This window comes from Thiorhodococcus fuscus, assembly GCF_042682685.1.
Lineage (GTDB): Bacteria > Pseudomonadota > Gammaproteobacteria > Chromatiales > Chromatiaceae > Imhoffiella > Imhoffiella fuscus.
In genome coordinates this window covers 62171-74984 of the sequence record NZ_JBHUHX010000036.1, presented here as the reverse complement: position 1 = coordinate 74984, position 12814 = coordinate 62171, and the positions used below count along the sequence as shown (strand labels likewise).

Here is a 12814-nt window from a genome sequence, read left to right as displayed (position 1 = left end):
ATACCTAAGGTAAGTAATTCCGACTGTATGGCGTCTGCCGAATAAGCGTCCACCGGCTCTCGTGGGAAACCGAATGGTTCAGTTTCGGACGGACACCACCATCCTGTGATCTTTGGGCCGGATAGCAGCGGGTCGACGGCAACGGGCCGTGATCGACATCCGATATCCAGTGTGATCAGACTTCAGCGGCCCGGTCGTCCAGCGCGGAAGTCCGGCGGGAGATCGTCATTCGCATCGACGTATCACGAGGCAACCAGACCGGGTTGAAATCGCGAACCCACGATCATATCGCCTTTGCATTGAGCATGCCAGCAAAAACAAGGGTCTTTGAGAGGTCAGAGAGCGGAAAAGGTTGGCGGGGCACAAGGCGAGCCGCACCACAATAGTGCGGAATGTTACATTATCGAGCGTTCCTCACATCCATCAAGAACGCCGATCGGCCAAAGTGGCGTAGAGCAGGTCCGGCTCGACATCGGAGGTCACGAGTGCATCACCCAAGGCCTTTAGGAGAACGAAGCGCATCTTTCCGGAGAGCACCTTCTTATCCACCGACATGAGGTCGAGGAAACGCTCCGGCGACAAATCGGCCGGCGGGTCGGTGGGCAGACCGGCTGAGGAAACGAGTCGACGCACGCGTTCCACATCGCGTTCGTCGAGCCAACCGAGCCGCTGTGAGAGGTTGGCCGCCATACAGGTCCCTACCGCGACGGCCTCCCCATGTAACCAGGTTCCGTAACCCGTTCCGGCTTCGATCGCGTGACCGAAGGTGTGACCCAGATTGAGAAGCGCGCGCTGGCCCGCTTCGAGTTCGTCCTCGGCGACGATCGCAGCCTTGATCTCGCAGGATCGCTTGATCGCATGTCCCAAGGCGCTCGGGTCGCGGGCGAGGAGTTCGGCCATGTGGGATTCCATCCAGGCCAGGAAGGGGAGATCCCGGATGAAGCCGTATTTCAGAACCTCGGCGAGCCCGGCCGACAGCTCCTTCTGCGCGAGTGTTGCCAACGTGTCGGTATCGGCAATCACCGCCAGAGGCTGATGGAAGGCGCCGATCATATTTTTGCCGGCCGGATGATTGATCCCCGTCTTGCCACCGACCGAGGAGTCGACCTGTGCGAGCAGCGTCGTCGGAACCTGGATGAAGGGCACCCCGCGCTGATAGCAGGCTGCCGCGAATCCGGTCATATCGCCGACGACACCGCCACCGAGTGCGATCAGGGTGCAATCCCGAGCGAAGCGCTCGTGCAACAACGCATCGAAGATCCGATTCCAGACCTCCAGTGTCTTGTATTGCTCGCCATCCGGAAGCACGACATCGGAAATCTGATAGTCCGCCAGAGCCGCCTTCACCGAGTCGAGATAGAGCGGAGCGACCGTCTCGTTGGTGACGATCATCACGCTCTCGCCCCGAACGTGCGGCCGATAGAATTCCGGATTTGCGATCAGCCCGCTTCCGATATGGATCGGGTAGCTGCGCAATCCGAGGTCGACGTTCAGTGTTTGAGCCATGATGAAGATTCAGATCTCTTCGGATTCGAGTCGACGGCAGATTTCCTTAACCACCGAACTGGTGCCCCGTTTCTCGGTGGAGACCACCATATCGGCCACTTGTCGATAGAGCGGTTCGCGCTCCGCCATGATCTCGCGGAGCCGTTCGAGCGGGTCCTCCGTTTCGAGCAGGGGCCGATTGCGATCGCGTGCCGTACGGGAATATTGCTGCTCGGGACTGCAGTGCAGATAGATGACGACGCCCCTCGCCGAGAGATCCTGACGGTTCTCAGGGCTCAAGATGGCACCGCCACCGGTGGCCAGCACAATCCGCTCCTCGGCCACTAAGGCCTCGATAACCTGCCTCTCGCGGGCCCGGAAACCTGTTTCGCCCTCGAACTCGAAAATGGTTGGAATATCGACGCCGGTACGACGCTGAATTTCCTGGTCGCTGTCCTTGAAGGTATAGGACAGGGTTTCGGCCAGCTGTCGGCCAACGGTGCTCTTGCCGGCGCCCATGGGGCCGACGATAAAAATGTTCTGTGCGCGCATCATAGCGGAAAGGTATGCCAGATTTTTGGCATGCAAGCAAGGGCGCGCGCGCCGAGCGCGCGCCGTGGAAAGGAAGACCAGGCGAGAGACGCCCGTTCTGGAAGGCTAGAACCTCGGATGAAACGCGTGATTCGATCCGAGTTCCGGCTAGCGACACGATGCGTCCGTGTACCCATTGCGCCAACCATCGCGGAATGGGCACCGACTCGATCGCCATTGATCGGTATGAGACGCCTCAACGCTGAACGAGATCGCTCTTCAGAATCTTCGGCGTCACGAAGATCAGAAGTTCCGAGTTGTTGTCCTGGCGACTCTCGGTTTTGAACAAACGACCCAGGACGGGTATGTCGCCTAGCCAGGGTACCTGTTCCTTGTTGAACGTCTTTTCACGCTCGTAGACTCCGCCAAGCACCACGGTTTCGCCGTTGTCGACAACGACATTCGTTTCAATGGCTCGGGTGTCTATAGGCGGCACATTTTGAACCGTTCTCGTAAAGTCAGGGTTATCTTTGTTGACCTTGAGATCCATCATGATGCGATCGTCGGGCGTAATATGGGGCGTCACATCCAACTTAAGTACGGCCTCCTTGAAGGACACCGTATTGGTGGTCGAGTTCTGAGACGACTCCTGATAGGGAATCTCGGAGCCGACCTTGATGGTCGCCTGATGCTGGTCCGAGGTGATGACCCGGGGGCTTGAGACGATCTCTCCCCGGCCTTCGCGCTGCATCGCCGAGAGCTCCAGCTGAAGCAGGTAGGACCCGACCTTTCCAAGCAGGAAGTCGATGGATCCAGATGGTGAGCCAACCGGAAGGTTTGTGATGAGGGTGGTATTTCCGTCGTCGTCGGTCAATGTCGAATTGTAAGCGGTTCCCGTCCCTGTATTGAGACCGAAAGGTCCTGAGTCGAACCCCGACAAGGCGAGATTCCCGTCCTGACCACCGGCGATCAGCAGCTCGTTGCCGCCGATGGACCCCATGGAACCGGATACCCCGAATCTGACGCCGAGATCGCGCGCAAAGTCGTTATTGGCGATGACGACCCGAGACTCGATCATCACCTGCCGAACCGCCACATCGAGCTTGGCGACGATCGCACGAATCCCCTCAAGCTTGGCCATGGTGTCCATCACGACCAACGTATTGGTACGCTCATCGAAACTGGCGGTTCCGCGATCGGACAGGATGGACTCCTTGTCGACGCCAGCCGGAGCTGGCAGACCGGTGTTGCGCGACGTTTTGGACGCGGACCTGCCCGAGCTGGATCCGCCTCGGATGAACTGCGCGATATCGGACGCCTTGGCGTAGTTGATCTGAATGAACTCGGTGCGAAGCGGAGCCAGTTCCTCGAAACTCTTCTCCGATTCCAAGGCCAGTCGTTCCTGCTCGGCGAGTTCCTGGGTCGGCGCGACCATGATGACATTGCCGTTGCGACGCATATCCAATCCCTTGGTCTTTAGGATGATGTCCAGCGCCTGATCCCAAGGCACGTTTTTCAGCCGCAAGGTGATGTTGCCCTGGACGGTGTCGCTCGCCACCAGATTCAGATCGGTGAAGTCGGCGAGAACCTGGAGGACGGCCCGCACCTCGATATCCTGGAAATTGAGCGACAGCCGATCACCCTCATAGACGACCTTCTTGCGCGCCATCTCCTCCTTCTCGGCAGGGGTCAAGGGCCTGAAATCGAGCGTGAAGATCTCGTCCGTCTGGTAGGCCATGTAGTCGAAATCACCCTCGGTCTGAACCTCGACCTCGACGTTGCGCCCCGTCGGCCGAGATTCGACCGCGACCACCGGGGTCGCGAAATCCAGGACGTCCAGTCGCCGAAACAGCCTCTGAGGCAAGGAAGTGTCGTAGAGATCCACATAGACCCGCGTCGCCTGTTCTCGGACCGCAACCCGAGTGTCGGAACTCGGTAGACGGATGATGATGCGACCTTCACCGCTTGCTCCGCGCCGGAAATCGATGTCTTTCACGGGGGGACCGGCGATCGCAGCACGCGCCGAGCGCGTCGGGTAGCTCCAAGCGGGCGGTGTTTGTTGAGCACTCGTTGCAACGGATCTCGGCGAGGCGCTCGCGGCCGTCGGTGGCGGTGCGACCGGCGGCGGAGCCGCGCTCGCGAGCGAGCCATGTTGATCGACCTTGATGATGATGCGGTTTCCCGAGGTGCTGACGTCGTAGGCGACTGGATCGGTCAGATTCAGGACCACGCGCGTCTTGTCGCTACCTTCGACGGCGATCAGGCTGTGAACCGCACCAACGCCGATCGGAATGGACTTGGAGTCCAATTTGCTCGCGACGCCAGGCAGGTCGAGTGCGATCCGCGCCGGAGACTCCGTCGCAAATGACTGAGGTAGCGCGATGGGTTCCGATAGCGTCAGCTCCACCTCCACGCGGCTGCCAGGCAAGGCGGCGAAGTCGACCTTCTGAAGGTCGGCCGCCTCGACCGAAGGCGCCAACATGTTCCAAAACATGAGGATACCGAAACCAGGTACCGCAGAGACGCGCCACAGAATAGCCAATGAACGCAACCTGGCCTTTGACACGTGCTGAAATGCGCTCTTCATCGCCGTCTTCCCTCCACCGATTATTGGGTCAGCGCAATCGTGGCCGAGCGTTCGCGCCATTGGCCAGGCGCATCGGAAACGATCTCAGTCAATTGGATCTGGTCGTCGCTGATACTCGTGATCTGTCCGTTATTCATGCCGAGATAATTGCCTACCTTCACGCGGTGGAGAATGCCATCTTTGGTTCGGACAAGGGCCCAGCGCACGTCGTCCAGGTCCAGGGTACCGACCATCCGGAGCGAATCCAGCGGATGCGTTTCCAACTCCTCCTTGCGCCGCATCGGATCCGGGGCAAGACCATTGTCGGCGATCGCCTGCTGCGTCGGCTCGGTTTCTTCGTCCGGGGTAAAGGGGTCGCGCCGATCGCCCGGTTCATAGACGTAGACGTCGATTGGCTGTATCTCGGGCAAGGGCTCGATCGCTCCGGGCGGTTTCGACTTCACCCGTGCCACGTAGCCCTCAAGGTCCGTCATGTCGTGACTCACGCATCCAGCCAAGAAGACGACAGGAAGCAGGCAGAGCGCAAACCTCGGGTCCTGGCGCCGTTTCATTGGGCCGCCTCCTCATCCAGATAGCGATAGGTCTTCAGCGTCGCCTGCAGATTCAGTTTCGTTTCCTTCTGACCCTGTCCGGTTTGCGATCCCTTGCCGGCATCGGCGATCTGCACATCGTGCACGGTGACGATACGAGGTAGGGCGGCGAGCCCACTGACGAAACGTCCGAAGTCGTGATAGGTGCCGTTCACACGAATGCGGATCGGCAGCTCCGCGTAGAAATCCTGCTTCAGCTCATTGTCGGGCTGGAAAAGTTCGAACTCGAGGCCGTTGGCCAGTCCGGTCTGGGACACCTCGACCAGGAGCGAGCCGACCTCCGTTTTGTTCGGCAGCTGACGCAGCATCGCCCCGAAGGACTCTTTCATCTCCGCAAGCTGATTTTTGTAGGCGTTGAGGTTCGCCGCTTGCTCCTGCTTCTTCTCGAAGGTTCGACGAAGGTCGACCTCGGTATTGCGTTCCTGTTCGAGCCTCAGAAGCTGATCCTTGGTATCCAGGTAATAGCCGAGTCCACCAACCAGAGCGCAGGCAAGAAGAATGGCGATCGCCTTGACCGGGGTCGGCCACTCGCCGAAGCTGTCAAGATCGAGTTCGTTCAGTTCGTTAAGATCCATCACCAGATCCCTTGAGGTTTACCTGAGTCTGCCGAATGAACAATCGGCGGTGGCGACCTACGCCTTCTTGTCCGTTCCGGTGCCCTCGGCGGGAGTGGTTTGATCGAACGAAAGGCGGAAATGGCTGAGACCCGTTCCCGTCTTATCCTTGTTTTCGATCAACATGAGTCGCGGATTGCCGATCCAGCGCGATTGCTCGATTTTGCCCATGAAGGCCGAAACGCGCGCATTGGATTGCGCGCGTCCCTCGACGACGATGGAGCGCCCTTGCTGTTCGACCTTGGTGAGATAGACCCCTTCAGGGATCGCCGTGACCAGTTCGTCGAAAAGGCGCACGATCTCCGGACGACTCTTCTGTAGTCGCTGGATGATTTCCATGCGCGCCAAAAGCGCCTCCTTGGTCTTCTGAAGGCTCTGTATTTCAGCAATGCGTCGGTTCAGCGAGGCGATTTCAAGATTGAGCAGCTGATTGCGCTCTTGCTGGTAGCTGATCCTGGACTCGAAATTCATATGGACCAGGATGATGCCACCGAGACTGATGAGCAGCGCGGCAACCAGTGCGGTCAGAAAATCCTTGCGTCTTTGCTGACGGGCCGCTTCGCGCCAGGGAAGGAGATTGATGCGAGCCATTTAGTCGAATCCTCGCAAGGCCAACCCGACCGCGACCATCATTCCGGGTGCCTCTCGCATGAGTTCCTGGGATTTGATGCTGGGAGACAACGACATCTGACCGAATGGATTGGCGACCATGGTCGGTACCTTCAGTCGTTCCTCGATCAGGACGTCGATCTTGCGGATGCTCGCCGGGCCGCCCGCCAACAAAATCTGATCCACCCGGCTAAAGGTGGTACCCGAGTAGAAGAACTGCAGCGCACGACCGATCTGCTGCGCCAATGCCTCCTTGAAGGGCTGTAGAACCCCATCCTCGTAGTCGTCCGCGACGTCGCCGTCGAGGATTTTCCGCATGGCCTCCTCGCGCGAAAGCCCGTAACGGCGTTGAACCTCATCGCGAAGCTGCTGGCCGCCGAAGTTTTGCTCGCGTGTGTAGATGATCTGCCCTTGGCTCAATACGTGCAGCGTGGTCGTCGCGGCACCCACGTCCGCGACTGCGATGGTCTTGTCCGCCAATTCGTCATGCCGGTTTCGCAACAGCAGGGAACAGGCGTTCTCCATGGCATAGGCCTCGACGTCCACAACGGCGGCGGTGAGTCCGGCAAGTTCCAGCGCGCTGACCCGATCGTCCACGTTCTCGCGACGCGACGCGGCGATGAGCACGTCGACCATGTCAGGTGCATTCTTGGTGGGACCGATCAGGTCGAAATCGAGATTGACCTCTTCGAGGGGGAACGGGATGTACTGGTCCGCCTCGAGTTGGATCTGGGTATCCATCTCCTCTTCACTGAGACTGGCGGACAAGCTGATCGTCTTGGTGATAACGGCAGACCCGGCCACCGCGACGGCCGCGCGTTTCGTCTTGGATTTCGACTTCGACAAGGCCTTGCGAAGGCTCTGCCCAACGGCGTCGGGATCGGCGATCTTTTGCTCGGAAACCGCGTTCGGACTCAGCGGCTCGATGGCGTAATGCTCGACGCGGTAATGCTTCGACGATGAGCTTGATGTCAGGGACAGCTCGATCAATTTGATCGCGGTCGAGCTGATGTCGATTCCAAGAAGGGGCTTATTGCGCTGAGTGAGGCCAAACATAGTGATCTCGCTGGGTGATATCCGTCGCCGAGTGAGTGACCTGAATTTCCATGCCGGCTCCAAAGATAACAAATCTGACGGACTTTGCGCGCAAAGGAATGGCTCTTGCGAAGATCCGTCCGTCAAAGCCTCCCTTCGCCAACCCGACGAAGATCTATCAAGCACGGCGCCGAATGCTTAGTCCAAACAGCCGCCGAGACAGGGCACATTAGGATGCCGAAGGGTTTGTGAATCCAGCATCGCTATCGAAACTGGCGAAGACGTGAAGCAGCGCCCACAGACAGGCCGCCTTGCTAGAAACCCCGGGCATTATATCCATATAGAGCACGCTGAGTGCTAGTACTCTGGCATAACCCTGGCATAAGGGGCGACCGGAAAGCCGTCACATCCGAGAATGGCCGCAAATCGCGATGAGAAGACGCCTGGTTTGCGATCGAATAGACGCCTCATCCGATACCGCGTCTCGGGTATCATGATGGCCTGATCGCCTCGTCAACGCTCGGGAGAAGCCCATGTCCGGACGTGATCGCTCCAGTGCCTTAAAGGAACGCCTGGCCTACGAGGCCGCGCGCATCATGATCGAGCAGGGCCTGTCCGATTTCGACCGCGCGCGGCGCAAGGCCGCCGAACGCACGGGTATTCTGGATCGGCGCAATTGGCCATCCAACGAAGCGGTTCACGAGGCGGTCGTGACCCAGCGACGGCTCTTTCTGAATTCCAGCCAGACGCGTGCGACGCGCGATCTGCGCACCCAGGCCATCGAGGCCATGCGGGTATTCGATGCCTTTTCCCCTCGTCTGGTGGGAGCGGTACTGGCAGGAACGGCGGACCCGCAGATGGGCGTCGAACTCTTTCTCTTCGCGGATCGACCCGAGGATGTGCTGTTTGCCCTGATGGAGCAACAGATTCCCTGGCAGGAGGGCGAGCGCACCTTCCGCTATCCCGGCGGATCGCGTTGCGCGCATCCGGTCTTTCGCTTCATGGCCGGCGACATCCCATTCGAGCTGGCCATTCTACCCTGGCGCGCTCAACGGCATCCGCCGCTTGATCCGATCACCGAGCGGCCCCAACGCGGGGCCACCCGTGAAGAGGTGATTCGGATGCTCGACGAGCCCGACTCGGCCTATCGCTTCGAGATCGGCAAATAGTCCCGTTGCGTCGGTCCGCGATAGATCTGTCTGGGCCGACCGATGCGGTTGTTGGAATCGGACATCATCTCCAGCCAGTGAGAGACCCAGCCAACGGTACGCGCGACGGCGAACATGACCGTGAACATATTGCGCGGAATGCCGAGCGCCTGATAGATGATGCCTGAATAGAAGTCGACGTTCGGATACAGCTTGCGCTCGACGAAATACTCGTCGCTGAGCGCGATTTCCTCCAGCTTCATCGCCAATTCGAACAGGGGATTGTTGGCATCGGCGAGTTCGTCGAGCACCTGGTGGCAGACCTCGCGGATGATCTTGGCCCGCGGATCGTAATTCTTGTAGACCCGGTGCCCGAAGCCCATCAGACGGAAGGGGTCGTCCTTGTCCTTGGCCTTCTCGATGTAGCGCTGCACGTTCTTGACGTCGCCGATCTCCAGCAACATGTCGAGAACGGCCTCGTTGGCGCCGCCGTGGGCCGGTCCCCACAATGAGGCGATTCCCGCCGCGATACAGGCGAACGGATTGGCCCCGGAACTGCCAGCCAGACGGACGGTGGAGGTGCTGGCGTTCTGCTCGTGATCGGCATGGAGAATGAAGAGCAGATTCATCGCCTTCTCGGCGATCAGGCCCGGTTTGTAGTCCTCGCAGGGGGTGGCGAACATCATGTGCAAGAAATTCGCGCAGTAACGCAGATCGTTGCGCGGATACATGATGGGTTCGCCAATGCTGTGCTTGTAGGCGACGGCCGCGATCGTCGGCAGCTTGGCGATGAGGCGATGCGCCGAGATCTCGCGATGGCGCGGATCGTTGACGCTCAACGAGTCGTGATAGAAGGCGGAGAGCGAGCCGACCACGCCGACCAGCATCGCCATCGGATGGGCATCGTAATGGAACCCGTTGAGGAAATTCTTCAGGTTCTCGTTGAGCATGGTGTGTCGGGTAATGAGATGCTCGAACCCGACTAGCGCCTTTTCGTCCGGCAGGTCTCCATAGATCAGGAGATAGGCGACTTCGAGGAAGCTCGCCTTGGTCGCCAGCTGCTCGATCGGATATCCCCGATAGAGCAGGATTCCCTCCTCACCATCGATATAGGTAATGGCGCTGTTGCAACTCGCCGTGGACATGAAGCCCGGATCGTAGGTGAAGATGCCCGTCTCTTTGTAAAGCGACGAGATGTCGACCGACATCGGCCCCAGGGTTCCGGCCCTCAGCGGGAATTCGTGCTGCTCTCCTGTGGCATTGTTGGTGATCGTAATGGTTTCGTTCGACATAAGCTCGCTCCTGGCCACGCTGGCGGAGATGCACACGCACATGCACCTGCGCGGCAGCTAGTAGTTTTGGGTTTCGAGTCTGATGTGCGCCGGCTGGCGAGTCATCGGATGTCGCGCAAACGCTCGATCTCGGAGCGCACGGCCGAGGCCGATTGGGTGAAGTCGGCCTGCTCGCGTTCGTTCAGTTCGAGTTCGAGGATCGATTCCACACCCTTTTCGCCGAGGACGCAGGGAACCCCCATGGCGATATCCGCCTCGCCATATTCCCCTTCCAACAGGGCGACACAGGGCAGCAGACGCCGCCGATTGTTGACGATGGCATCGACCATGGCGGCGACCGCTGCGCCGGGCGCGTCGTAGGCGCTCGAATTCTTGCGTAGCGCAAGAATCTCGGCGCCGCCCTTGCGGGTACGCTCCATGATCGCCTCGACGCGATCCTCGGGCAGAAAATAGGAAAGAGGGACCCCGTTGATGGTGCAGAAACGCGGAACCGGCACCATGGTGTCGCCGTGACCGCCAAGCACCATGGTGGTGATATCCCTGGCAGAGAAGCCCGTCTCCTGAGCGATGAAACTCGCCATCCGCGAGGCATCGAGCACCCCGGCTTGGCCGAACACCCGATTGCGGCTCCAGCCCGTGCGCTGAGCAACCCGATAGGTCAGAGTATCGACCGGATTCGAGACCATGAGCACCATGGTTTCGGGGGCATAGGCCAGGATGTGGTCGGTGACCTCGTCGATGACGCGGACGTTGCTTTCCAACACGTCCGCGCGCGACATGCCCGGCTTGCGCGGAAAACCGGCCGTGACAATGACCAGATCCGAATCCTTCAGGATGCGGGGATCGTTGCTCCCATGTACCGCGCAGTCGAACTCGAAGAATGGGGCGGTCTGGACGATATCGAGCGCGATCCCCTCGGGGACATCCTCGCGCACGTCGAAGAGCGCAACCTCGCGGCAGAGTTCCTCTTCCGCCAGAATCTGGGCCGTTGTCTCTCCGACCCGGCCAGCGCCTACGATGGTGATCTTCTTCACGTCGCTGTTTCTCCGGTTCTGATGAATGACAGCCAAGGAAACCCCGGGGCCTATCTTGCTGCGCTTGCGGAGGTCGGCGACGACCCCGAGTCCTATTTTACGTGGGGCGGATCATGCGCCGGAGTACGGGATCCGGGCAACACCGCTGGCGACGGCGGCACGCGAAACGGCGCTTGGCACCCGCTCGCGCAGACGCGGATCGAAGGGTTTCGGAATAATGTAGTCCGGCCCGAAACCCAGCTCCGTGATCCCGTATGCGGCCAGCACCTCGGCCGGAACGGGCTCGTGCGCGAGTGCGCGTAGCGCCTCGACCGCAGCAATCTGCATATCCTCGTTGATGCGCGAGGCGCGCACGTCCAGGGCACCGCGAAAGATGAAGGGGAAGCCCAGCACATTATTGATCTGATTCGGATAATCGGATCGGCCCGTGGCCATGATCAAATCGTCGCGAACCGACTTGGCCACATCCGGGCGGATCTCGGGCACTGGATTGGAAAGTGCGAAGACCACCGGACGTGGCGCCATGGAGGCCAGCATCTCGGCCGTGACCAGATCCGGGCCGGAAACGCCGATGAAGACATCGGCACCGTCCATCGCATCCGCGAGGGTGCGCTTCTCGGTGTCGGCCGCGACCCCGAATTTGTAGGGATTGAGATCCTTGCGTCCCAGATGAATGACGCCCTGGCGGTCGATACAGAAGATGTTGTTGCGATGCGCGCCCAGGCTCATCAACAATCGAATGGCCGCGATTCCGGCCGCTCCAGCGCCCAATACCACGATGCGCGCCTCTTCGATCGACTTGCCCTGAAGTTCGAGCGCATTCAACAGGCCCGCTGCGATGATGATCGCCGTGCCGTGCTGATCGTCGTGGAATACGGGGATATCGAGCTGCTCGATCAGTGCCTGCTCGATCTCGAAACAGTGCGGAGCGGCGATGTCCTCGAGATTGATGCCACCGAAGGTCGGGGCGATGCGCATCACGGTTTCGATGAACTCCTGCGGACGCTTCGCGTGGACCTCGATGTCGAAGCAATCGATATCGGCGAAGTGCTTGAAGAGCACGGCCTTTCCTTCCATCACCGGCTTACCGGCGAGTCCGCCGACATCGCCCAACCCGAGCACCGCCGTTCCGTCGGTGATGACCGCAACCAGATTGCCCTTGTTGGTGTAGCGATAGGCATTCTGCGGATCCGCATGGATCTGACGCACGGGCTCGGCTACGCCAGGCGTGTATGCGAGCGACAGATCCCGTTGGGTCTCCGCCGGCTTGGTGACCGCGATACCCGTCTTACCGGGGCGAGGCTCGGCGTGATAGACCAATGCCTGGCGGTTCAAATCGGCGTCTGGGTGGGCAAAACTCTCAGGATCGGTCACGGTGATCTCCGTTGATGATGCTCGGGCAATCGCCGGCTGACCGGCGCGCGATCGGGTACGAAGGGTTCATCCATTTGGCGTGCTGCGAAACCCTGGGGTTCGGTACAGGATCTTTCGCGCACGCAAAACTCAGCAGGCTCCGATCATCCGCTCACCGGATTCGGCGAGTCAAACGATGGCGCTCCACTGAGGATGGACCCAAGACGACGTGCGTATTGGGGCGGGCGATTCTATCGCCAGTCTATGCGCGGGGCTCCGACGAAACGGAACCGCCGCATGTCCTGCCGAGGTGCTGTCCGCCGGCTGGGTTAGCGGGCGTACTTGCGACGGAATTTGTCGACGCGACCAGCGGTGTCCAAGACCTTTTGCTTACCGGTGTAAAAGGGGTGGCACGCGGAGCAAACCTCCACATGCATGCCTTCAGCCTTGGTGGAACAAGTCGTGAACTCGTTACCGCAGCTGCAGACCACCTTCACCTCGGAATATTGCGGGTGGATGCCTTCTTTCATGATGAC

12 protein-coding genes are annotated in these 12814 nt (G+C 59.9%); 1 reads left to right on the top strand and 11 read right to left on the bottom strand.

From position 1 onward, the window contains the following. Nucleotides 1-423: 423 nt before the first annotated feature. From aroB to ACFSJC_RS13135, 7 genes are all read right to left on the bottom strand, one after another. Nucleotides 424-1506 (bottom strand): 3-dehydroquinate synthase, encoded by a 1083-nt coding sequence (gene aroB / locus ACFSJC_RS13165; protein WP_386027376.1) that lies wholly within the window; start codon nucleotides 1504-1506, stop codon nucleotides 424-426. Nucleotides 1507-1515: 9 nt separating this feature from the next. Next, complete coding sequence (aroK, locus tag ACFSJC_RS13160; RefSeq protein ID WP_386027375.1) at nucleotides 1516-2040, bottom strand: shikimate kinase AroK; 525 nt, start codon at nucleotides 2038-2040, stop codon at nucleotides 1516-1518. 232 nt (nucleotides 2041-2272) lie between these two features. Further along, nucleotides 2273-4510 (bottom strand): type IV pilus secretin PilQ, encoded by a 2238-nt coding sequence (gene pilQ / locus ACFSJC_RS13155; protein ID WP_386027374.1) that lies wholly within the window; start codon nucleotides 4508-4510, stop codon nucleotides 2273-2275. 113 nt (nucleotides 4511-4623) lie between these two features. Then, nucleotides 4624-5076 carry a pilus assembly protein PilP gene (locus tag ACFSJC_RS13150; protein WP_386027419.1) on the bottom strand — a complete coding sequence of 151 codons (453 nt, stop codon included), beginning with the start codon at nucleotides 5074-5076 and terminating at the stop codon, nucleotides 4624-4626. 74 nt (nucleotides 5077-5150) lie between these two features. Next, a complete protein-coding gene (locus ACFSJC_RS13145; RefSeq protein ID WP_386027372.1) occupies nucleotides 5151-5768 on the bottom strand; it encodes a type IV pilus inner membrane component PilO in 618 nt (205 codons plus the stop codon). Nucleotides 5769-5825: 57 nt separating this feature from the next. Beyond that, nucleotides 5826-6398: a PilN domain-containing protein gene (locus ACFSJC_RS13140; RefSeq protein ID WP_386027371.1), complete on the bottom strand. Its 573-nt coding sequence runs from the start codon at nucleotides 6396-6398 to the stop codon at nucleotides 5826-5828. After that, nucleotides 6399-7472 (bottom strand): pilus assembly protein PilM, encoded by a 1074-nt coding sequence (locus ACFSJC_RS13135; RefSeq protein ID WP_386027370.1) that lies wholly within the window; start codon nucleotides 7470-7472, stop codon nucleotides 6399-6401. It abuts the gene before it with no gap. A gap of 512 nt (nucleotides 7473-7984) precedes the next feature. Between ACFSJC_RS13135 and ACFSJC_RS13130 the strand changes: the two genes are divergently transcribed. Continuing rightward, nucleotides 7985-8620: a hypothetical protein gene (locus ACFSJC_RS13130; protein ID WP_386027368.1), complete on the top strand. Its 636-nt coding sequence runs from the start codon at nucleotides 7985-7987 to the stop codon at nucleotides 8618-8620. Here the strand turns inward: ACFSJC_RS13130 and ACFSJC_RS13125 are convergent. The 4 genes from ACFSJC_RS13125 to rpmE all read right to left on the bottom strand — a co-directional run bounded on the left by ACFSJC_RS13125 (nucleotide 8596) and on the right by rpmE (nucleotide 12808). Continuing rightward, the gene (locus tag ACFSJC_RS13125; RefSeq protein WP_386027366.1) at nucleotides 8596-9891 is read right to left on the bottom strand and encodes a citrate synthase; all 1296 of its coding nucleotides are present in this window, start codon (nucleotides 9889-9891) and stop codon (nucleotides 8596-8598) included. The two genes, ACFSJC_RS13130 and ACFSJC_RS13125, sit on opposite strands and share 25 nt — an antisense overlap. 101 nt (nucleotides 9892-9992) lie before the next feature. Then, entirely contained in the window at nucleotides 9993-10925 is a 933-nt protein-coding gene (gene mdh / locus ACFSJC_RS13120; RefSeq protein ID WP_386027365.1) for a malate dehydrogenase, read from the bottom strand. 111 nt (nucleotides 10926-11036) lie between these two features. Further along, entirely contained in the window at nucleotides 11037-12299 is a 1263-nt protein-coding gene (locus tag ACFSJC_RS13115; RefSeq protein WP_386027363.1) for a malic enzyme-like NAD(P)-binding protein, read from the bottom strand. Nucleotides 12300-12607: 308 nt separating this feature from the next. Continuing rightward, nucleotides 12608-12808: a 50S ribosomal protein L31 gene (gene rpmE / locus ACFSJC_RS13110; protein WP_007042166.1), complete on the bottom strand. Its 201-nt coding sequence runs from the start codon at nucleotides 12806-12808 to the stop codon at nucleotides 12608-12610. Between the last annotated feature and the right edge of the window lie 6 nt (nucleotides 12809-12814).